Source organism: Thauera sp. SDU_THAU2 (assembly GCF_038260575.1).
In the GTDB taxonomy this organism is placed as follows: domain Bacteria; phylum Pseudomonadota; class Gammaproteobacteria; order Burkholderiales; family Rhodocyclaceae; genus Thauera.
Map to the genome: position 1 here is coordinate 3,750,047 of NZ_JBBWUN010000003.1, position 21,925 is coordinate 3,771,971.

Consider the following 21,925-nt stretch of genomic DNA (forward strand, 5'->3'; position numbering starts at 1 on the left):
AACAATCGTGAGCACTGCCGAACCCACAGCCAACGCCGTCTTTTACTTCGACCTCATCTCGCCCTGGGCCTGCCTGATGGACCAGGCCCTGCGCCGCGAGCCGCTGCCGGTCGCGCTCGAACGACGCCCCGTGCTGTTCGCCGGGCTGCTGAACGCCTTCGGCCACAAAGGCCCGGCCGAAATCGAGCGCAAGCGGCGCTTCACCTACGAACTGTGCACCTGGACCGCCCAGGAACGGGGCTTCCCCTTCGTGATGCCGGCCGTGCATCCGTTCAACCCCCTGCGCTACCTGCGCCTCATCGTCGCGCTGGGCGCCACGCCCGCTGTGGTGTCGGCGGTGTTCGATGCGCTCTACACCACCGGCTGCGACCCCGAGAGCGCCGAAGCCTGGCAGGACGTGCTCGATCGCCTGGGCGTCGACGCAAGCACGCTGGATCCGGATGCACCCGAAGTGAAGAACCGGCTCAAGGACAGCACGGCCCGGGCCGCCAGCGATGGCGTCTTCGGTGTACCGACGATCGTGGTCGGCGAACGCCTGTTCTGGGGACTGGACGCCTTGCCGATGCTGCGTGCCCATGTGCGGAATGACCCCCGGCTGACGTCGCCGGCGATGCAGGCCGTAGCCAAGGTCCGTTTCGGCGCCCGCCGCGCCTAGTCGCTGCGGCACATGCCATGTGCCGCAGTGCTCAGATGCTGCTCGCATCTGTCAATCTCCGCTTTCACTCCGTTTTCTGGCCCCAGAACATGGATCACCAGACGCTACCCGAATAGGGTTTCCAGGTATTTGACATAACGGGATAGCCGTTATAAAACGAACCGTCCCTCTGGGATTCGTTGCCTGCTCGGCAGAATCAATCGCCGATCTCAGCATATTTCAACGAAGAGGCGCTGCATGTCATTGCTCGAGGAGAGAATAGATGATCATGGCTCTCTGGCGTCAACTCAAAATCTGGCGGAGGCTGCGCATTGGCCCTATCACGATGCAGGCCAGTTTTCAGCGTAGCGTTCCTGTAACTCCGGGAACATGGAGACTAAGCCAGCAAGGAGACGAGCAAAAGAGCGCGCCAGCAGTCTTGCCAATTAGTGAGCAGAGGCCTTTGCGAGATGAGCCGGGGACTGCCGTAATCGTTGGCGTTGGAAGCGGTTTCGGGTACTCACTTGCAAGAAAGCTGGCATCGCACGGCTTTGACATGGCGCTCTTGTCCAGGAATGCGGATCGGCTCCATCCGCTATGTGACGAGCTGCGTGCGCTAGGCGTTCAGGCTCATTCGTATGGGCTGGACGTGACTCACGAAACTGATGTCAAGGCGACTTTCAAAAGAGTCGTTCATCGGCATGGCGCGCCATCGATAGTCGTCTATTCGCTGCAGGAATTCGGCCCCGGAAGCGTTCTCGAGGTTTCAGTGCCCGCATTCGAAAGTGCCTGGCGGCATAACTGCCTGGGTGCGTTTCTCGTCAGTCAGGAGGCTGCACGAGCGATGGTTCCACGTGGTCAAGGAAGCATTTTTCTTGTCGGCTCCACGTCCTCGATTATCGGCAGAGCCGGCCACCTGAACCTGGCCGTCGGGAAATTCGGCCAAAGGGCGATTGCACAAGTGTTGTCCAGAGAATTATGGCCCGCTGAAATTCATGTCGCACATGTCCTCATCGACGCCGACATAAGGCGGCCGGATGTCGAGTCAACCGAAGAGGTGCAGTCGGACCCGGACGATATTGCCGTCTCGATCCTGGCGTTGCACAACCAGCCTCGAAGCGCATGGTCCAGCGAGCTTGATCTGAGGCCATGGAATGAACGATTCTGGGAGCATTGCTGAGAAGATCATCCGGGTTGGTGAGCGTTTTGAAACTACCGTGCGCATGCCAGGGTCTGTTTCGCACACCTAGCAGCAAGGACTATCGACATGCCGTTCAAGAACACTTTCGCCGCATTAGCTCTGTTCTCAGCCGCCGTTGCGCCCGTGCAGGCCGGCGACATCATTCGCCATCCGCTGCCCAACTCCAACTTTCCGATCCTGCAAGCGGTTGAGGTACCCGCAGGTAAAACCGTCGTCTATCTCAGCGGCGCCGTGCCCGGCGTCATCAACAAGAACGCCGACATCAACAGCGTCGAGGCCTACGGCACCATGGAAGAGCAGACCGTATCGGTCATGAAGCGGATCCAGGCCCAGTTGCAGGAACTGAAGCTGGATGTCGGCGACATCATCAAGATGCAGGCCTTCCTGGTTGCCCCGGAGGGCAGGGCCGTGGACTTCAAGGGTTTCATGGCCGGCTATTCGCAGTTCTTCGGCACCGCGGAACAGCCCAACCTGCCGGTTCGCTCCGCCATGGTCGTCGATGCGCTGGTCAACCCCGGTTGGCTGGTGGAGCTGGAAGTGACCGCGGTACGTCCCTGACAAGCAGCCCGGCACGCTGCACTCCGAGCGGCGGCGGGCTCGAAAGAGCGGGCATCCCGTGGCCCACCGGCGCGCGACCCTCGCGCCGGACTGCCTGCATTTCCCGAGTCCGCTCGGCGGCCTGCGACAATCATCCCACCCTCTTCCCTCATTCAGTTCGGCCAGTCTCCAGGCATCAGCACATGGAACGACGAACTTGCCTCTCGCGATGAGGTGAATTATGGTTCACTCAATGAATCACGATTCACTCCATCATGGCCTATCGCAAGACCGAACGCATCGAAGCACGCCTTGCCGACAACCGGCAGCGCATCCTGGACGCCGCGCGCAGGCTGGTTTCCGAGGGCGGCTGGGCCGAGGCGCAGATCAGCCACGCCGCTTCCGCCGCCGGCGTGGCGACCGGTTCGGTGTATCGCTACTTCCCGTCCAAGGTGGATCTGTTCGTCGAAGTGCTATCCGTCGTGTCCCAGCGCGAAGTCGACGTGCTGGAGGCCATCGCGGAGAGCGACGATGCGCCCTGGCAGACCCTCCACGTCGCGGTTTCGACTTTCGTCGAACGGGCGATGCGCAACCGACGACTGGCCTACGCCCTGATCGCCGAACCCTGCGAACGGGAGCTCGATGAAGCCCGGCTGGTGTATCGCCATGCCATCAGCAAGCAGATCATGCGCATCGTCAAGGATGGTCAGGCGCGGGGCGATTTCCGTGCAGACCTCGACCCGAGCATCGCGGCCACGGTGATCGTGGGCGGCTTCATGGAAAGCCTGATCGGCCCGCTTTCGCCCCTCAACGCCGATTTCGACCGCTCGGGCAAGCAGACGCCCGACGCTGTTCATGCCCTGGCCAGCCAGATTGCCGATGTCTGCTGCGCGGCCGTCGTCGCGCAGGAGGGCAAGCTTGCTTCATTCGACGCCACCCGAAGGAGACAGAAATGAACGCCCCGATTCCCTCGACCACTGCACTCGAGCCGGCCCCCGACCGCTACGCCACTCATGTCGTCAGGAACCAGGCCGCGATGCCAACTGGTTTCAGCGCCTTCGACGACGACGTGGTGCTGAAGGCCGCGATCGAACGCGAGGCGCCGTGGGCTGCGTCGCGCTGCTCGGCCATCGGCAAGCTGGCAGGCGACGACGCGGTGCAGGAGCTTGCCCGCCAGGCCAACCGCAACGACCCGGAACTGAAGACCCACGACCGCTTCGGCAACCGCATCGACTGGGTCGAGCTGCATCCCGCCTGGCACGCGCTGATGTCGCTGGCCTGGAAGCACGAAGTACCGACGCTGTCGTGGACCAGCAAGGAGAAGCAGCCGCATTTCGCCCGCGCCGTGCTTTCCTATCTGTGGAACCAGGTCGAGCAAGGCACCGGCTGCCCGACCGGGATGGCTTATGCGTCCTACGCCGGCTTCCGCCACGAGCCGGCGCTGAAGATCTGGGCCGAAAAAAGCCTCGGCACCGTCTACGAGAACAGCCGCCACGAAGTGGCCGACAAGCCCTCGGTGGTGATCGGCTACGCGATGACCGAGAAACAGGGCGGCTCCGACCTGCGCGAGACGCAGACCACCGCGGTGTTCTCGCACAGCGCCGACTACCACGGCGCCACCGCCCACTGGTACGAACTGAGCGGCCACAAGTGGTTCTGCTCGGTGCCGCAGTCCGACGGCTTCTTCACCCTGGCCAAGGTCGATGGCGGCGTCACCTGCTTCTTCCTGCCGCGCACGCTGCCCGACGGCAGCCATAACCGCTTCTTCATCCAGCGGCTCAAGGACAAGGCCGGCAACCGCTCCAACGCCAGCAGCGAAGTGGAATACAGCGGCACCCTGGCGATCCGCGTCGGCGAGGAAGGCGCCGGCCTCAGGGAAATCCTCTCCCACTCCCACCTGACCCGGCTGGACTTCGCCGTCGGCTCCGCCGGCCTGATGCGCCAGATGCTGACGCTGGCGCTGAACCACGCCACCACCCGCAACGGCTTCGGCTCCAGCCTGGCCCGGCGCCCGATGATGGCCAACGTGCTGGCCGACATGGCGGTGGAAGTCGAGGCCGCGACGCTGATGGCCCTGCGCATCGCCAGGGCGACCGACCATATCGACACCGATCCGCAGGAAAAGGCCTTCGCCCGCGTGACCACGCCGATGGCCAAGTACTTCAACTGCTCCCGCGTCGTCGCGGTCGCCAACGAGGCCCTGCAATGCCACGGCGGCAACGGCTTCGTCGAGGACGGCCCGATGGCCCGCCTGTACCGCGAAGCGCCGCTCAACAGCGTCTGGGAAGGCACGGCGAACATGATGTGCATGGACGTCCGCCGCGCGATGCTGAAGAACGCCGCCTGCCGCGACGCCCTGTTCGCCGAACTGGCCGACGTGCGCGGCCAGGACGCGCGCTTCGATGCCTACGTCGCCGCGATGGGGCCGCTGCTGGACGCCATGCTGCAGGACGAATTCCTCGCCCGCCCGGCAGCCGAAGCGATCGCCCGCTCGCTGCAGGGCGCCGAACTGCTGCGCCACTCGACGCCGGAGGTGATCGACGTGTTCATGAAGACCCGGCTGGGCAACGGCATGAGCTGGGGCGCCATGTTCGGCTCACTGGGCCCGGGCGTGACTCAGGCGCAGGCGGACATCATCGTCGAGAGGGCGCGGGTCAAGCGTTGAGCGTTGCAGGCCACTTTTTCCAGGAATTGATGCTGCCGGCCACCTGCGCGGGGGCGTCAGCGCTCGATCGCGCCGACCACCACGATCTCGATCCGGTAGGCCGGATTGGCCAGTTGCGCCTGCACCGTCGCGCGCGGCGGGGTGTGGCCGGGCACGATCCACTCGTCCCAGACGGTGTTCATCGCGCCGATCTCGCTGATGTCGGCCAGGAAGATCTGGCATTGCAGGATGCTGCGCTTGCTGGAACCGGCTTCTTCCAGCAGGCGCTCGACGTGGCCCAGCACCTCGCGGGTCTGGGTGGCGATGTCGGCACCGGGGCTGTTCTCCGGTATCTGTCCGGCCAGATAGACCACGCCGTTGAACACGGCGCTTTCGGACAGGCGCGGGCCGACGTGGCGGCGTTGCAGGGCGGATTCAGGTGTGGACATGGCGGGTTTCCTTTACTGGGTTCAATGGCGAACAAGCTTACATCCTGCCGGGCGAGCAGGTGGCGATGCCGGGGAACGAGCACAGCAACACCAGGACCGCGATCATCAAACAAAAACATGGCACACGGCCCGGCGATGCCGTTGGTGATCTACTTGCCTGCCATGCGTCGATTATCAGGGTTCACAGCCAACGCGGGGTTCGCTTGCAGAAGCTCGCGTACGCTTCCGGGAAGCGAGCGGACAGATGCCGTTCCTCCGGCTGGATCTGGAATCGCGTGATGTAAAGCATGAAGGCCGGGACGGCCACGAAAGCCGCGGCATTGCCGAGGTATAGCGTCCATCCCAGCAGGATTACGGAGTCGCCGAGGTACATCGGGTTGCGGGTATGGCGATAAATACCGGATGTCACCAGGCTCGTGGCCGAAGCGGGCCGGAGCGGATTGAAGGTGGTACCTGCGCGCAGAAAGGCGAATGCAGGAAGGATATTCAAGGCCAGGCCTGCAAGGACCAGCGCAATCGCGAGCGTGGTGCGCAGCGCAAACTCAAAGGAGAGCCCTGGCAGCAAAGGTGCTGCGCCATAAACGACGGCACCAAGCAGCACCATGACGACCGGCGGCGGAATTTTTGTCTCGAGCCACTGCATTGTTTGAACGAGGCTTCAAGTCGCGCCGCATAACAACGGCGACCCGAGGCAGCTTACTACCGACTGCCCCCACCCACAAACACCGGCTCCGCCTCCAGCATCACGCCGAAGCGCCCCTCCACGTCGGCCACGATCGCCCGCGCGATCCGCTCCACGTCCCCCCCGTCGCCCCCCCCCGATTGACCAGCACCAGCGCCTGGCGCTCGAAGCAGCCCACCGGGCCGAGGTCGCGGCCTTTCCAGCCGGCCTGTTCGATCAGCCAGCCGGCGGCGAGCTTCTCGCGGCCGGCTGGCTGCGGGTAGTGCGGCATCAACGGGTGCGCTGCCAGCAGGCGGGCGCAGTGGGCGGCGTCGACCACCGGGTTCTTGAAGAAGCTGCCGGCGTTGCCGATTTCGGCGGGGTCGGGCAGCTTGCGGCGGCGGATGGCGACGACGGCGTCGGAGATGTCGAGCGGCGTGGGCGCGGTGATGCCGGCGGCGGCCAGCTCGCGTTCGACGTCGGCGTAGCGGGTCACGGCCTGCCAGGGTTTAGGCAGGCGGAAGCGCACTGCCGTGACCAGCCAGCGGCCAGGGTTGCGCTTGAACACGCTGTCGCGGTAGCCGAAGGCGCAGTCGACCAGGGTGAAGACCCGGCGTTCGCCGGTTTCGAGCTCGATCGCGTCGAGCGAGTCGAAGCGGTCGGCGGTTTCGATGCCGTAGGCGCCGACGTTCTGGATCGGCGCCGCGCCGACGGTGCCGGGAATCAGCGACAGGTTCTCCAGCCCGGGCCAACCCTGCTGCAGCGTCCAGCGCACGAAGTCGTGCCACGGCTCGCCCGCACCGGCCTCGACGATCCAGGCATCGATATCCTCGCGCACCAGGCGGCGGCCGGCGATTTCCACCTTCAGCACGGTGCCGGCGAAGTCGCCGCGCAGCACCAGATTGCTGCCGCCACCGAGCACCAGCCGCGGTTCCGACGTCCAGCCGGGCGCGGCGATGGCAGCGGCAAGTTCATCCGTCGAGCGCAGGCGCAGCAGCTTCGCCGCGCGCGCGCGCAGGCCGAAGGTGTTGAGTGCGGTGAGGTCGGCCTGCACCTCGACGCACGGCGATGCACCGGGCATCTCAGCGCTCCAGCCTCACCGTGTCGCGCTCGGGGGCGGCAGGCGTGTCGGGGATGGGGAACAGGCGGTCGTAGCCCATGTTGAACAGCAGCGCGTACACCGTGTAGGTGATGGCGAGGAAGATGTCGGCGATCGCCGCCTCGATCCAGCCCATGCCGGTCCACCAGACGATGATCGGCAGCGTCATGCCGAACAGGCCCAGCTCGAAGCCGACCGCGTGGATGCAGCGCAGACGGAAAGGCCGGCGGTCGGCCTGACGGCCGGTGAGCCGGCCTTCGAGCCAGTCGAAGCTGGTGTTGTAGCAGCCGTTCCAGATCGCCGCGATCAATGCCAGCAGCGCCAGCAGGCCGAGCGATTCGGTGATGGGGACGCCGCTGCCCCAGGCGAAAGGCGGCGTGACGATCAGCAGCCCGCCGACCTCGAACATCGTGATCTGGCGCAGCCGGTCGCCCAGCGAGCGAAGTTTGGGTTTTGAAGACACGGTGAAATCCTGCAATGAAGATGCGACCCCGAGGGTTGAACCCAGGGGGTTGCCGTCAGCACGGGTCGTCCCGTGGGTAACCGACGGTCGCTGCGTCATTGCGCATGGCGGGCGGGGCCGTCCCCGCGTCGGAACACGAGGTCCACTGGCGCGGACCAGCGAACCTTTTAGCAAATCCCCCTCACTTCTGGCAAGCGTGGCACGCGGCGGCGGGTGCGGCATCACGCTGCTAAAATATAAGCCATCACTGATTCTGATCCCGCCCCGCACAGAGAAGGAGCACCGCCATGAAAACCGCTCATGACCTCGTCGTCGCCGCCAAGGCCCGCGTCGCCGAAATCACCGTCGATGAAGCCGAAGCCGCCGTCCGCGGCGCCGATCTCGTCATCGACGTGCGCGAAGCCGACGAGTTCGCCGCCGGCCACATTCCGGGCGCCACCCACATTCCGCGCGGCCTGCTCGAGTTCAGGCTCAGCGGCGCGCCGGAGCTGGGCGCACGCGATCTCGACGTGCTGCTCTACTGCAAGACCAGCGGCCGCGCCGCGCTGGCCGCCTGCGCGATGCAGGACATGGGCTACACCCGGGTGCGTTCCATCGCCGGCGGCTTCGACGCCTGGGCGGCCGCCGGCAAGCCGGTCGAGCAGCCGAGCCTGCCATCCTTCGAGTAACAAAGCGCCACATGGACGGTTCCCGTTCCACAACGCACGCCGGCTAAACTATTTGCCCGAATAGTCGTCAAGACGTGCTTGTGCCGGCATCGCCGGTCTTCGAGATTCCGCCCATGCTCCCTACCCTGCTGCCGATCGGCTCCCTGCTCGCCGGCATCGCCCTGCTGCTGCTCGGCTCCGGCCTGCTCAACACCATCGTCGCCCTGCGCGGCGGCCTGGAAGGTTTTTCCGACACCACGCTTGGCCTGATCGGCTCGACCTACTTCCTCGGCTTCTTCCTCGGCGCCTTCGTCGCCCCGCGCCTGATCCGGCGCATGGGCCACATCCGCGCCTTCGCCTTCTTCGGCGCCGCGGTGGCCGCCTGCATGCTGCTGCACGTGCTCGTCGTGCACGCGGCATTCTGGATGGTGCTGCGCGTGATCACCGGCGTGGCGCTGGTCGGTTTCTACACCGTGATCGAAAGCTGGCTCAACGAGCAGACGACGTCCGAGCGGCGCGGCCAGGTATTCGCGGTGTACATGGTGGTCAACCTGCTGGCGCTGGCCGGCGCCCAGCAGTTGCTGCGGCTCGACGGGCCGGGGAACTTCACCCTGTTCGCGGTCGCCGCCATCTTCGCCTGTCTGTCGCTGCTGCCGGTGACCATGACCCGCCTGCCCCAGCCGCAGCTCGGACACACGCCCAAGCTCGACTTGCGCATGGTGTGGCGCGCGGCGCCGGCGGCCTTCGTCGGCGCGCTGTCGTCGGGCATCGGCATGGGTGCGTTCTGGAGCCTGGGGCCGATCTACGGCCAGCGCATCGGCCTCGACCCGACCGGCATCGCGATGCTGATGAGCAGCGCCATCCTGGGCGGCGCGCTGCTGCAATGGCCGATCGGCCGCCTGTCGGACAGCGGCGACCGCCGCCGCGCACTGGGCCTGGTCGCAGCCGCGGCTGCCATCACCGGCGCCGTGATGGCGGCGCTGGGCGACGTCACCGGCAGTATCGAAGCCGTCGCGCTGGCCGGCTTCTTCATCTTCGGCGGCGCCGCGTTCACCATCTATCCGGTCACCGTCGCCCACCTGATCGACCATGTGCACCAGCAGGACATCCTCGCCGGCAACACCGGCATCCTGTTCCTGCATGGCGTCGGCGCCGCCATCGGCCCGATGATCGCCGGTGCGCTGCTCGGCTTCGCCGGCCCTGCCGGCCTGCCGCTGCATTTCGCCATCGCCTTCGCGCCGCTGGCAGTCTTCGCGCTGCTGCAGGCCCGCCGCGGCAGCGACGAGATCGTCGACGAGGCCGCGCACTTCTCGCCGATGCTGCGCACCTCGCCCACGGCGCTGGACATGGTGGCACCGGATGCGGAAGCAAGCACGAAGGCGCAGCCCGACGCCGGCGACCAAGCCGCCAGCGAACCCCTCGGCGCATCCGCGGACGGCACCACGGACACCGCTGCCGAACCCTTGGTCGAAACGGTCGACGCGCCCAGGACTGCCCCCGCGCCGAATTCCTGAGCAGCCGGCCGGGCGGCTGCTCCCGGCCATCACCCCATTCACATATACTGTGCGCCGTTTTGCGACGCATCAATGACATGGACGCGATGGCCTGTACCTGCGGTGGCGCCCGACTGCGGCCCGCCACGACCTCTTGACCGGAAAAAGGAAACCCCCGGATGAACCGCCCCACCAAGATCGCAGCCGCGCTGGCCGTGATCGCCCTGAGCTACCCCGCCGCCGCATGGTTTGCCGGCCAGAAGATCCAGACCATCCTGGATGAGCAATACGCCGAGATGCAGTCGCACCCCACGCTGAAGATCGCCGAACGCAGCTACGAGCGCGGCCTGTTCTCCAGCACCGAGAAAGTCAGCTTCGAGATGGCGATGCCGTTCGTCGCCGAAGACGGCACGCTGCAGGCGGGCGAGCCATTCCGCATGCATGCCATCAACCGGATCGAGCACGGTCCGCTGCCGGGCTTGTCGACGCTGGCCGCGGCAACGATGGACACCGAGCTCGTGATCGACGGCGAACAGGGCGAGAGGCTGGCAGCGGCGCTGAATGGCAGGGCACCGCTGACGGCCCGCACGGTGTTCCAGTTCGACGGCAGCGGCCGCTCGGCGGTCGACAGCCCCGCACTGGAATTCGGCATGCCCGACGGCACCGGCAACGAACTGCGCATCGGCCTCGGCGGGCTGAAGGCGGACGTCGCCTTCAGCGCCGGCCTGCGCAGCTACACCACCAAGGGCACGGCGGAAAGCATGTCGATGGAAGACCCCAACATGCGCATCACGCTGTCCGGGCTGAGCTTCGACGGCGACCAGCGCCGCCTGTTCGACGACGAGCCCTGGCTGCATGTCGGCAGGCAGCGCGCGACGGTGGCGTCGATGGATGTCAGCGGCAAGGAGGACAGCGAGCTCGACGGCATGGCCTTCCAGCTCGAACGCATGAGCTACGACATCGACGTTCCGGCCGAAGGCGACTACGTCGACATCAAGGCGCTGATCGGCACCGACGTGCTGCGCATCGGCGATGCCGACTACGGCCCCGCCCACTACGACTTCTCGCTCACGCACCTGCACGGACGCACCCTGGTGACGCTGTGGCGCAAGCTGATCGAGATCGGCTCCGACCCCGCGGCACTTGCCGCCCAGGCCGAAGACCCCACGGCGGTGTTCGCCCCGCTGGCCGAGCCGGCGATGGCCTTGCTCGGCCACAACCCGGCGTTCAGCATCGACCGCGTCAGCTTCACCAGCCCGCACGGCAAGGCCGACCTGTCGGCGCAGCTCAGGCTCGACGGCCTGCAGCCCGAAGAACTGGCCAATCCGATGATGCTGATCGCCAAGCTGCAGGCGGCGGCCGACCTGTCGGTGCCGCAGGCCCTGTTGCTGGCCTTCGGCAGCAGCGAGGCTGAAAACGAGGACCAAGCGGCGTTCGCGGCGGCACAACTCGACGCCCAGCTCGGCGCGCTGGAAGCGCAAGGCTATCTGCAGCGCAGCGGCGGCATCGTCAAGACCCAGGCGGCCTTCCGCCAGGGCCAGTTGACGGTCAACGGCAAGCCCTTCAATCCCCTGGCACTGGGCGGGCACTGAGGCCGACGCCGGGCAGGCGGGACGGCGCGCCGTCCTTGGACACGAGCCGCCCCGCCGCGCCCTCGCGGGTGGGCGCCCACCACCGCCACTGCCCCTTGCGCGATTTCTTGATCTCGTACAGCGCGAGATCGGCCCGCTGCAGCAGTTGATGCAAGTCCGCCGCCTGCTCGGGATAAATGCAGGCACCCATGCTCGTGGTGACATGGACCGTCCGGTCCGCCAGGACGATGGGCTCGCCGACCAGGTCGACGATGCGCTGGCAGATGTCGTCCATCCGCTCGAGCTTTCCCGGCACGTCGAGCAGCAGGCCGAATTCGTCCCCGCCGAGCCTGCACACCAGGTCGGAATCGCGCACCACCCGCTTCAGGCGCTTCGCCACCGTGCACAGCACGGCATCGCCCACCAGGTGGCCGTGGGTGTCGTTGATCGGCTTGAAGCCGTCCAGGTCCAGCATCAGGAAGGCCAGGCGCCGCTGCTGCGGACCGGAGGTCGCATCGCGCCAGTGCTCCTCCAGGCCCCGCCGGTTGGCGATGCCGGTGAGCGGGTCGAGAAAGGCGAATTCCTTGAACAGCAGGCTGTCGCGCTTCAGCCGCGTGATGTCCTTGCAGATGGCGACGGCCAGCTTCTGCTCGTGCAGGATCAGGCCGCAGTGCAGCGCCGTGCGAACCTGGCCATCGCCACCGCGGATGTCGATCTCGATGTCCGGCACGACGCTCACGCCCTCACCATCCCGGCGCCACAGGGACACGTCCCAGTGCTGCCGCAGCAAGGCCTTCTGCCGCTCATGGACGCAGGCACTCGCGATCAGTTGCCGCGCCGACCTGAAGCGGCCGGACGGGCGGCCCAGCAGGCTGTCGAAAGCATGGTTGCTGTAGCGGATCCGGGCATCGGGCATCGTGGCCACCACGACGGCGACGGGCAGCGCATCGAGAATGCGGGTGAACAGCGCATCCGGCAGGAATTTCATCCGCGCATCCCCGGGCAAGCCTCTGCGGCTTCCGGCGCAGCGGCTGTCGTCCGGAAGCGTTCGAGCCACGAGGGGATGTCCTGCGGGCTGAGCGGGCGGGAGAACAGGTAGCCCTGGACGACCGGGCAGCACTGCCGCCTGAGCAGTTCGCATTGCCCCACGGTTTCCACGCCTTCGGCAACGACCGTCAGGTTCAGGCTGCGGCCGATGCCGATGACCGCCGTCACCAGCGCCTGCAGGCGGCTCTCCTGCAGGCATCTGTCGATGAAGCTGCGGTCGATCTTGACCTCCGTCACCGGCAGGCTGGCCAGGTTGGACAGGCTGGAGAAGCCGGTGCCGAAATCGTCCACCGACAGGCCCACCCCCAGCGCGCGGACATCGTGCACGATCTCCAGCATTTCCGGGGTCAGCACCATCGCCGCGCTCTCGGTGATCTCGATGGTCAGGCGTTCGCCGCTCAGCGCGTACTCCTGCAGCAGCCCGGCGACGAAATCCGGCAGCTCGCGGCTGCGGAAGCTGCGCGGCGACAGATTGACCGACACCACGGGCACATGCACGCCCTGGTCGCGCCACACCGCCATCTGCCGGCAGGCTTCGCGCAGGGCCCAGTGCCCGATGGCCTCGATCTCGCCGATCTCCTCGGCCAGCGCGATCATCCTGCCGGGCGGGATCTCGCCGAAATTGTCGTCGTGCCAGCGCGCCAGCGCTTCCACGCCGTACAGTTCGCCGTCCTCCGCGCGCAGTTGCGGCTGGTACACCAGGCGCAGGCCCGCCCCGCCGATGGCCCGGCGCAGCGCCGTGCCGAGCAGCAGGCGCTCGCGCGCGAGCTCGTTCATGCCGGTATCGAAGAACAGGATGCCGCCGCCATTCGACGCCTTGACCTCGTCCATCGCGCTCTTGGCGCTCTGCAGCAGTCCATCGCGGTCGCGGCAGCCTTCGTCCGGATAATGGCTGACGCCGATGCAGGCCGACAGATCCAGCAGCACGCCGGCGATGTCGACCGGTTCGCCGATGACCTGCTGGATCTGCGAAGCCACCTGCGCGGCGCGGGATGGGCTGCAGTCGGACACGATCAGCACGAAGGTGCAGCCTTCGAGCCGCGCAAGAAAGGCGCCGCCGCTCAGGCGGGATCGCAGGCGATTGGCGACCTCGACCAGCATCTGGTCGCCCACCCTGTGGCCCAGGGAGCTGTTGATGTCCTTGAAGCGGACCAGCCCGATGCAGAAGAAGGCGATCTCCTGCTCGACGCCGGAAGCCAGCAGATCGTCGGTGTAGCGGTATAGATTGTTGCGGTTCGGCAATCCGGTCAGGGCGTCGTAGTGGACCAGCTGGTCGAGCTGCTGCCGGCTTTCCTCGCGCTCGATCGCCAGCGCGCACAGGTACATGCTGATGTCCGCAATCCGCCTCAGATAGGCGTCCTGCGGGCAATCCTGGCGGAGATGGAGGGCGAAAATACCGATCACGCTGCCGTCGCGCCGCTTGACCGGATAGACCATGCACGCCCGGCAACCGACCGGCGGCATCCGCCCGCAGTAGGCCGAGCGCAGCGGTTCGGCCTTGATGTCGGCCAGCATCACCGGCTCGCCGCGATGGGCGCAGCTACCGTAGCCTGCCACGCCTTCGCCGATTTCCACGCCCTCCCAGCCGGCCGCATACGAAGCCTGGAAGCTGGGCGCGGCCCAGTGCCGCAGCCTGCGCCTGACGACCCTGAACACGGAGACCAGCACGCCCGGCGCAATGGCCTCGATGCGCTGGCAGATGAAGTTGCCCAGCCCGGCGAAGGACAGGTTGCTGGTCAAGGCCTCCAGCACGTCGCGCTCGAGATCCCTGATCCGCCGTGCTTCGGTGATGTCGGAGATGGCAACGACCTGGTTGCGCAATTGCCCGCTGTCTTCGTCGAAGACGGGGTTGACCGAGATCTTCACCCACATGTCCCGGCCGTCCTTGCTCCTGACCAGGATCTCCTCGTTGAATCCTTCCGTGCCCTCCCGGGCCTTGCTGCGCACTCGCTCCAGCGTCTCGGCATCGGTGTGCGGGCTGATCAGCAGTTCGCTCGGCAGGCAGCCGATCGCCTCGTCGGCGGCATAGCCGAACAGATCGCTGAAAGCACGGTTGATCTGCACGATGCGGCGCTCGCCATCGACGACGAACAAGGGACGCTCGGTATGGTTGACCGCCAGCAGCAACAGGCGATTCTGCTCGCGCCGGGCCACTTCGTCCGACACGTCGCGCGCGAAGGCCAGGTAGTGGATGCGGCCCGACAGGTCGATCTTCGACAGCGAGAACGACACCCACGACTGCCGGCCATCCTTGCGCTCCACCAGCAGGTCGCGGTTCATGCCGACGGCCCGCGGCTTGCCGCCTTCCCGGTTGCTGCGCATGTAGTTGCCATGAACGGCCTGCAGCGCCTTCGGCAGCAGCGGCTGCATGTCCCGGTCGATGACTTCCTCGCGCGCATAACCCCACAGCCGTTCGGCAGCGGGGTTGAAATAGCGCACGCAGTTGTTCTCGTCGACCAGCACCGCCGCCATGATCGACTGCTCGAGCGCCGGGAGCAGCATCCCGTACACACTCGTATCCGGCACGCTCATCCCTTGCTCTCTCCAGCCATGCACACCGGCTCAGCGGCTCAGGCTGCTGGCGAAATGGCTGGCGAGCACGCGCAGATTGGCAATGTGCTCGCCCAGCCTGGCGGTGTGTGCGTTGAACGTCGCGCTGGACTCGATGGCCTGGTTCGCACTGCTGCGCAGCACTTCCATCTGCCGGCCGGTCTGCTCGCTGATCAGGGACTGCTCCCGCATCCCGGCATCGACGTTGCCCGCCAGCCGGTTGATGTTGTCGACCGATTCCAGGATCACGCCGAAAGCCCGGTCGGTCTGCCCGGCGATATCCACGGTCTGCTGCGAAACCGCCACGCCGCTGCCGATCGCGCTCACGCACGCCTGGGTGCCATCCGCCAGCCCCGAGATGATCTCGCGAATGTCGCGCGTCGCATCCTGGGTGCGCTGCGCCAGGTTGCGCACCTCGTCGGCGACGACCGCGAAGCCGCGGCCCGCCTCGCCGGCGCGGGCGGCCTCGATCGCCGCATTGAGCGCCAGCAGATTCGTCTGGTCGGCGATCGCGGTGATGACGTCGATGACCCTGGAGATGTCGCTGCTGCGCTCGGCCAGCGCGCCGACGGTATTGCGCGTTTCCTGCAGCCCGGACGCCAGGCGATCGATGGCCCCCATCATCTGCGCCAGTTGCTCCCGCCCCTGTGCGGTCGCACGCCGCGACTGCTCGGCCGCTTCCGCAGTGTGCGTCGAGGCTTCCGCGACCTGGCGCTGGCTGTCCAGCATGCGCGTCATGGCCTGGGATATTTCCGCCACTTCCTGGCCCTGCCCCTGAACGGCCCGGTTGGCCTCATCCACGCAGGCGTCGGCGCTCTGCTTGGAATTCGAAATGAGCTGGCAGGAGTTGTTCAGGCGGGCGACGATCGCACGCATCTCGGAAGCCCTGCTCTGCAGCAACTGCATGATCGTGCCCAGCTCGTCCTTGCGGCCGCTGTACAGATAGACGAGCGCCGGATGGCCGGCCGTGCGGCGGAAATCGCGCACCATGGCGCGGAAGGGCTGCAGCAGCGCCGCCGCGGCTGCGCCCGCCGCCACGGCCATCAGCAGCGCGGCGGCAGCCAGCACCGATTCGCCGCGCCACAGCGCAAGCGCCGCCACCACCAGGCCCGGCAGGACGGCCGCCGACACCAGCTTCGTCACCAGCGACAACAGCGGCGCCCGCGAGCCGGCGGGCGTGCCGCCGGCCCGCCAGCGCCGATACTCGCGTTCGGCGCGCGCCTTCGCCGCCGTCGATGGCAGGGTCCGTACCGACTGGTACTCGATGACCTCGCCGTCCTTCACGATCGGCGTCACGTAGGCATCCACCCAGTAATAGTCGCCGTTCTTGCAGCGATTCTTGACCAGGCCCTTCCACGAACGGCCGGACTTGATGCTCGCCCACAGGTCGGCGAACGCGCCCGGCGGCATGTCCGGATGGCGGATGACGTTGTGATGCTGGCCGACCAGCTCCTCGCGGCTGAATCCCGACACCGCGATGAAATCATCATTGACGAAGGTGATCACGCCTTGCAGGTCGGTGGTCGTGATCAGGTGGGCATCGCGCGGGTAGGTGACCTCCTTGTCGGTGACCGGCAGATTGGTCCTCATGCCGGCGCCCCGCCGCGGCGCGCCGCCGGCTCGCCGACCGACAGGCACATGGCCCCGGAAGTGCGGCCCGAATGACGGCATGCTGCGGCAGCCGTCCTGCTCCCCGGTCCGCACGGTGTTTCCGCACGGACATGCGATGTACCCATAACATCTCCCCCTCGTTTTTTTGGCCGGATCGGATGCACACGACCCTGCATGGACTGCAAATGTACCTGTTGCAGGTACATTACCAGCACCGAAAGTCCGGCATGGTGACAAACCGCACGATCGCGTCGATCAAGTGATTTGCGGGATGGATGCTACTCGTATGGCAAGGGATGGGCCGCCTGCCGGGCGATTGGAGTTACCCATTTCGGGCGGGACTGGCGGAGGCGGGAGCCCGGCCGCCCTGACATGCGGAAAACGACGGCTTCAATTACCGTCCCACGCATCCCCGGCGGGGGCGGAGTTCCACTCCTTGCCCCACTCGGGCATGTTCTCGGCGCACTTCAGCACCAGGCCCAGACCTTCGCCGGGCTCGGCGTCGAGCGCCCTGCAGTACCAGATGTATTCGACCACATCCAGCCGGCGCTCGCCGGACTCGACCTTCTGCACGTAGGAATGCGCGACGCCCAGGCGCTCGCCGAGTTCGCGCATGGTCAGGCCCCGGCTCTTGCGCCTCTCGCGCAGCCAGCGGTTCAGACACGACATTTCCGGGGTGTGGATACTTTTCGTCACCTGTACCTTTTATCGGCACAGACTGATGTACCCAACTTGGGGACACGGCGAAAAACTATCCGCTCGTGCGGACCGAGCCGGTACGGACGAAGTCGGCGGATCGGGGGCAGCCTGCATCGGCTTCCGGCGCCAGCTGCGGCACCAGCACCGGCGCCATCGACCTCAGGATCTGCACCGGCAGCGCCGAGGTGAAGCGATAGGCAGCGGCGCCGGGACCGGTGACGTAGGCGGTCAGGGTGCCGAAGTGGCGCGGGCCGAGATAGAAGACGAAAGTCGCAGTGCGGTTCAGCGCGGTGCCGGCACGGCCGCCGATGACGATGCGGTTGTCACCGGTGCCGGTCTTGCCGCCCAGCGCCAGCTCGCTGCCGTCGGCCAGGCGGAAGCTGCCCGCCAGCCGGCGCGCGGTACCGCTCTCGACCACGTCGGACAGCGCGTTGCGCAGCGCCGCCGCCACTTCCGGCGCCATCACCCGTTCGCCGTCTTCGGCGCGCAGCGTGAAAGCGGTTTCGTACGGCGTATCGACGGCAAAATCGATCCGCTCGATGCGCTGCATCGGCAGGCGCAGGCCGTCGTTGACGATGATGCCCATCAGTTCGGCCAGCGCCGCCGGCCGGTCGCCCGAACTGCCGAGCGCGGTGGCCAGCGAAGGCACGAGATGGCCGAAGGGATAGCCCAGCCGCGCCCAGCGGCGGTGGATCTCGAGGAAGGCTTCGACTTCCAGCATCGTGAAGATGCGCGAATCCTGCGCATTGCGCGAGCGGGTGCGGAACAGCCAGCGGTACACCGCCTGGCGCTCGCCCTCGCTGGCGGCGATCGCTTCGCCCAGGCTCGCCTGCGGGTTGCGCATGCGGTAGCCGACCAGCCACAGCTCCAGCGGATGCAGGCGCGCGACGTAGCCGCGGTCGGGCAGGTCGAAAGCCTCCGGCGCGTAGCGGCCGTAGAGCTGGGCGATGCGCGACTCGGTCGGCAGCGCCTCGCCCAGGCGCTGGCCGAGGAAGGCGGCGAGCGCCTCGGGCGGCGCATCGGGTTCGAGATAGCGGAACACCGCGGCCAGGCGTTCGGCGCCGGGACGCAGGCCGTCGAGCAACAGCGCGCGCATGTCTTCCGCGCCCAGGCCCTGGTACTTGCGCCAGAAGCGGCGCAGGAAGACCTGGCCCTCGCGGTCGGCGAAGCGCGCCAGGTATTCGGCTCGACGCGGATCCTGGGCGTCCTCCAGCAGTTGCGCGGTGCTGCCCGGCACCTGGTACATGGTGTGGCGCACGATCTCGCGCATCAGCCGCACGAAGGGCAGGTTGATCGACGCCTGCAGCGCTTCGCGCAGTGTCGGCATGCGCACATCGTCGCTGCGGTTGAAGTTGCCGAAGCTGTGCAGCCCGCCGCCGGTGAAGAAGCCTTCGCCCGGGCTGGCGGAGAAGCGCCGCTCCAGCGCCGCGTCCAGCATCGCCGGCAGGCTGCGGTCGCTGGCGGTGGCGAGGTGGTCGATGGCCCAGCGCGTCAGGTTGTCCTGGCGGGCGACGTCGACCCGGCGCAGCGCCGGCATGTCCAGCTCGGCCAGTTGCCCGTGCAGTTCGGCGACGATTTCCAGGTAGGTCGCCAGCACGCGCAATTTGGCGGTGGAGCCGAGTTCGAGCTTGCTGCCTTCGTTGATGTCGAACAACTGGTCGGAGGTGTCGGTCTGCACCCGCACGCGGTTGCCGCCCGGCGTGCGCTCGACCAGGGTGAAGCTGTAGCGCACGGCGCCGAGCGTCGCCGGGTTCAGCATGCGATCGCCGACCAGCCCCTGGCTGCGGGCGAAATCCGCATCGGCCAGGCGGCCCAGATAGTCGCCGACCGCCTGCTGCAGGCCGCCGTGCAAGCTCGTGCCGACTTCGGCATCGAGCCGGTCCAGGCGGTACAGCGAAATGCCCAGCATGCCCGCCAGCCGCGTGCGCACCGCGGTCGTGCCCTTGCCCGGACGGGCCGGCAGCACCGCCGGATCGGCTGCCAGGTCGCGGAAAACCAGCCGCTGCGACAGCGCGGCATCGCGCAGCGCGGTGTCGATGGTGCCGGCCTCGGCGAGCAGGCGCAGGTAGGCATCGGTGCTGCGCACCAGTTCGTCGCGGCCGCGCGCCAGGTACCACGACGGCCGGCGGTGGGCGATCATCAGCGCCACCACCTGGCGCAGCGCCAGCCCTTTCTCATGCAGGATCTCGCCCTGTCCCGGCGGCGCCGACAGCAGCGCATTGACGCGGTCGAAATCGGCGCCGAACCACACCCACAGGCCGTCGCCCAGGCCATTGACTTCGCCATGCCCCGGCGCCGCCGACAAGGGCACGGTGTTCAGGTAGTCGAGCACCAGCCGCTGCCGCAGCGGCAGGGTCCGTTCGCCTTCGCGGTAGGCGCGCACGCTGGCCGACACCATCTGGCGCAGCTTTTCGCGCGCATCGACGGTGATGCCATCGGGCGAGTGGCGGTACTTCTCGATCTGCGTCGCCAGCGTGCTGCCGCCGGGGGCGTCGAGGTCTTCCTTGACCATGCGTCCCAGTTGCGCCGCCGCCGCGCGCGCGAAGCGCACCCAGTCGACCGCCGGGTTCAGCGTCGGCCGGCTGTCGTCGAGCAGGTCGCGGTTCTCGATGAACAGCAGGGCCTGCGCCACCACCGGCGGCACGGCGGCGAAGTCGGCATAGCCGCGATACGGATAGCGGAAGTCGTACAGCGGTCCGCCGCGGCAGTCGAGCACGTCCAGGCCGGCGCGGGTCTTCTCGCGGTAGGGCGGAAACAGGCCGCGATCGACGTAGTCGATGAGTTCGGGGCTGAAGCGGGTCTGCGCCGCCAGCTCGAAGCCGCGCGCCTGCAGCCGCTCGATGAAATCCGGCAGTTCGGTGTAGCCGAGGCGCTGGTCGAAGGGGCCGTGCGTCGGGTAGCGCAACGCCTCGCTGCGGCCGGCGACGCGCTGGTAGTCGAGCTTCGCCGCGAAACGCGAGATCTCGCGCGCCTGCAGGCGCGAGCTGTGCAGTTCATGGACGAGCAGCACGGCGCCCGCCACCAGTACGACCAATACCAGGATGAACAGCCCGGCACCGAACAGACGCCAGGGACGCAGGCGGCGCCGGACAGAGGGAGCATCGGCTTCTTGTGCGGCGGGTGCTTCGGCTTCGGAATTCACATCAGGGTGCAGGGCAGGACGAATCGATATTGCATCGCCACGATTATGCGTTTTTCGACGCAAGAAAATGACACTGTTACAGAAGCGCCACAGAGTCGGGCACGGCGATTCGAAGTGCCCCTGCCAGAAATGGAATAAGCAATCCGTTTTTTCTACGTTCAGGTTATGAAGCAGGAAGGCTAGATTTCCGCCATCGCAATCGACACTACATGGAGAAACCTCGATGGCCTTCAATCCCCCTTCGGTCCACTCGCCGCGGCCTGCTCGCCCTGGCGGTCGCCGCCAGCTTCGCCGGCGCAGCCCAGGCCCAGACCACGCTGCTCAACGTCTCCTACGACCCGACGCGCGAGCTTTACCAAGAGTTCAACCCCGAATTCGCCAAGCACTGGAAGGAACAGACCGGCGAAACCGTCACCATCAAGCAATCGCACGGCGGCGCCGGCAAGCAGGCGCGCGCGGTGATCGACGGCCTGGAAGCGGACGTCGTCACGCTGGCGCTGGCCTACGACATCGACGCCATCGCCGAACAGACCGCCAAGATCCCCGCCGACTGGCAGAAGCGCCTGGCGCACAACAGCTCGCCCTATACCTCGACCATCGTCTTCCTGGTGCGCAAGGGCAACCCGATGGGGATCAAGGACTGGGGCGACCTGGTGAAGCCCGGCATCGAAGTCGTCACGCCCAACCCGAAGACCTCGGGCGGCGCGCGCTGGAACTACCTCGCCGCCTGGGCCTACGCGCTGCAGCAGCCGGGCGGCAACGAAGACAGCGCCAAGGAATTCGTCGGCCAGTTGCTGAAGCACGTGCCGGTGCTGGATTCGGGCGCGCGCGGCTCGACCAACACCTTCGTCCAGCGCGGCATCGGCGACGTGCTGCTGGCCTGGGAGAACGAAGCCTTCCTGTCGATCAACGAGCTCGGCCCGGACAAGTTCGAGATCGTCGTGCCCTCGATCTCGATCCTCGCCGAACCGCCGGTCACCGTGGTCGATGGCGTCGCCGACAAGCGCGGCACCACCAGGGTCGCCCAGGCCTACCTGGAATACCTGTATTCGCCGGTCGGCCAGAAGATCGCCGCCAAGCACTACTACCGTCCGTCCGCACCGGAACATGCCGATCCGGCCGACGTCGCCCGCTTCCCCGAAGTCAAGCTGGTCACCATCGACGACCTCGGCGGCTGGCAGGCGGCGCAGAAGAAGCACTTCGCCGACGGCGGCGTGTTCGACCAGCTCTACGCCAAGTGATCGGGAGGTCCGCCATGGCAATCCAGGCAATCAACGTCCGCAACCAGTTTCGCGGGCGGGTGAAGGAAATCATCCGCGGCGACGTCGTCAGCGAAGTCGATGTCGAGACGCCTTCGGGCATCGTCACTTCGGTGATCACCACACGCTCGGTGGACGAGCTGGGGCTGAAGCCCGGCTCCGAAGTCGTCGCGCTGGTGAAATCCACCGAAGTGTCGATCGCGACGCTCTGAGCCCGC

18 protein-coding genes and 1 pseudogene are annotated in these 21,925 nt (G+C 66.9%); 10 read left to right on the forward strand and 9 right to left on the reverse strand.

What is annotated here, in order from left to right; translation table 11 throughout:
• Positions 1–7: 7 nt before the first annotated feature.
• The 5 genes from AAFL97_RS19330 (at position 8) to AAFL97_RS19350 (ending at position 5,037) form a co-directional block, all read left to right on the forward strand.
• Positions 8–655 (forward strand): 2-hydroxychromene-2-carboxylate isomerase, encoded by a 648-nt coding sequence (locus tag AAFL97_RS19330; protein WP_341646306.1) that lies wholly within the window; start codon positions 8–10, stop codon positions 653–655.
• Between the two features lie 262 nt (positions 656–917).
• Complete coding sequence (locus AAFL97_RS19335; RefSeq protein ID WP_341646307.1) at positions 918–1,814, forward strand: SDR family NAD(P)-dependent oxidoreductase; 897 nt, start codon at positions 918–920, stop codon at positions 1,812–1,814.
• 87 nt (positions 1,815–1,901) lie between these two features.
• Positions 1,902–2,393, forward strand: coding sequence for a RidA family protein (locus AAFL97_RS19340; protein ID WP_341646308.1), 492 nt, complete (start codon positions 1,902–1,904; stop codon positions 2,391–2,393).
• A gap of 254 nt (positions 2,394–2,647) precedes the next feature.
• Positions 2,648–3,328, forward strand: a complete 681-nt coding sequence (locus AAFL97_RS19345; protein WP_341646309.1) for a TetR/AcrR family transcriptional regulator — start codon at positions 2,648–2,650, stop codon at positions 3,326–3,328.
• Positions 3,325–5,037 carry an acyl-CoA dehydrogenase family protein gene (locus AAFL97_RS19350; protein WP_341646310.1) on the forward strand — a complete coding sequence of 571 codons (1,713 nt, stop codon included), beginning with the start codon at positions 3,325–3,327 and terminating at the stop codon, positions 5,035–5,037. The genes AAFL97_RS19345 and AAFL97_RS19350 overlap by 4 nt, the downstream gene beginning before the upstream one ends.
• A gap of 56 nt (positions 5,038–5,093) precedes the next feature.
• Here the strand turns inward: AAFL97_RS19350 and AAFL97_RS19355 are convergent, their stop codons facing one another.
• From AAFL97_RS19355 to AAFL97_RS19370, 4 genes and pseudogenes are all read right to left on the reverse strand, one after another.
• Positions 5,094–5,465 carry a RidA family protein gene (locus AAFL97_RS19355; protein WP_341646311.1) on the reverse strand — a complete coding sequence of 124 codons (372 nt, stop codon included), beginning with the start codon at positions 5,463–5,465 and terminating at the stop codon, positions 5,094–5,096.
• Positions 5,466–5,646: 181 nt separating this feature from the next.
• Positions 5,647–6,108 carry a methyltransferase family protein gene (locus AAFL97_RS19360; protein ID WP_341646312.1) on the reverse strand — a complete coding sequence of 154 codons (462 nt, stop codon included), beginning with the start codon at positions 6,106–6,108 and terminating at the stop codon, positions 5,647–5,649.
• A 56-nt stretch (positions 6,109–6,164) separates the two neighbouring features.
• A pseudogene (gene murB / locus AAFL97_RS19365) lies at positions 6,165–7,207 on the reverse strand (UDP-N-acetylmuramate dehydrogenase).
• A 1-nt stretch (position 7,208) separates the two neighbouring features.
• Positions 7,209–7,688: a PACE efflux transporter gene (locus AAFL97_RS19370; protein ID WP_341646313.1), complete on the reverse strand. Its 480-nt coding sequence runs from the start codon at positions 7,686–7,688 to the stop codon at positions 7,209–7,211.
• Between the two features lie 287 nt (positions 7,689–7,975).
• On the opposite strand from AAFL97_RS19370, the gene AAFL97_RS19375 reads away from it, so the two are divergent.
• The 3 genes from AAFL97_RS19375 to AAFL97_RS19385 all read left to right on the forward strand — a co-directional run bounded on the left by AAFL97_RS19375 (position 7,976) and on the right by AAFL97_RS19385 (position 11,420).
• Complete coding sequence (locus tag AAFL97_RS19375) at positions 7,976–8,356, forward strand: rhodanese-like domain-containing protein (RefSeq protein WP_341646314.1); 381 nt, start codon at positions 7,976–7,978, stop codon at positions 8,354–8,356.
• 113 nt (positions 8,357–8,469) lie between these two features.
• Positions 8,470–9,849 carry an MFS transporter gene (locus tag AAFL97_RS19380; protein ID WP_341646315.1) on the forward strand — a complete coding sequence of 460 codons (1,380 nt, stop codon included), beginning with the start codon at positions 8,470–8,472 and terminating at the stop codon, positions 9,847–9,849.
• 158 nt (positions 9,850–10,007) lie between these two features.
• A complete protein-coding gene (locus tag AAFL97_RS19385) occupies positions 10,008–11,420 on the forward strand; it encodes a YdgA family protein (RefSeq protein ID WP_341646316.1) in 1,413 nt (470 codons plus the stop codon).
• Here the strand turns inward: AAFL97_RS19385 and AAFL97_RS19390 are convergent.
• The 5 genes from AAFL97_RS19390 to AAFL97_RS19410 form a co-directional block, all read right to left on the reverse strand.
• A complete protein-coding gene (locus AAFL97_RS19390; RefSeq protein ID WP_341646317.1) occupies positions 11,392–12,387 on the reverse strand; it encodes a GGDEF domain-containing protein in 996 nt (331 codons plus the stop codon). The two genes, AAFL97_RS19385 and AAFL97_RS19390, sit on opposite strands and share 29 nt — an antisense overlap.
• Positions 12,384–14,948, reverse strand: coding sequence for an oxygen-sensing cyclic-di-GMP phosphodiesterase DosP (dosP, locus tag AAFL97_RS19395; protein WP_341646318.1), 2,565 nt, complete (start codon positions 14,946–14,948; stop codon positions 12,384–12,386). Before dosP ends, AAFL97_RS19390 begins: the two co-directional genes overlap by 4 nt.
• A 60-nt stretch (positions 14,949–15,008) precedes the next feature.
• Positions 15,009–16,586, reverse strand: coding sequence for a methyl-accepting chemotaxis protein (locus AAFL97_RS19400; RefSeq protein WP_341646319.1), 1,578 nt, complete (start codon positions 16,584–16,586; stop codon positions 15,009–15,011).
• 411 nt (positions 16,587–16,997) lie between these two features.
• Positions 16,998–17,276, reverse strand: a complete 279-nt coding sequence (locus tag AAFL97_RS19405; RefSeq protein WP_341646320.1) for a helix-turn-helix domain-containing protein — start codon at positions 17,274–17,276, stop codon at positions 16,998–17,000.
• 82 nt (positions 17,277–17,358) lie between these two features.
• A complete protein-coding gene (locus tag AAFL97_RS19410; protein WP_341646321.1) occupies positions 17,359–20,448 on the reverse strand; it encodes a transglycosylase domain-containing protein in 3,090 nt (1,029 codons plus the stop codon).
• Positions 20,449–20,657: 209 nt separating this feature from the next.
• On the opposite strand from AAFL97_RS19410, the gene AAFL97_RS19415 reads away from it, so the two are divergent.
• Both AAFL97_RS19415 and AAFL97_RS19420 read left to right on the forward strand, forming a co-directional pair.
• Entirely contained in the window at positions 20,658–21,689 is a 1,032-nt protein-coding gene (locus tag AAFL97_RS19415) for a sulfate ABC transporter substrate-binding protein (protein WP_341646322.1), read from the forward strand.
• A 14-nt stretch (positions 21,690–21,703) separates the two neighbouring features.
• The gene (locus AAFL97_RS19420; protein ID WP_004338061.1) at positions 21,704–21,919 is read left to right on the forward strand and encodes a TOBE domain-containing protein; all 216 of its coding nucleotides are present in this window, start codon (positions 21,704–21,706) and stop codon (positions 21,917–21,919) included.
• Positions 21,920–21,925: the final 6 nt, after the last annotated feature.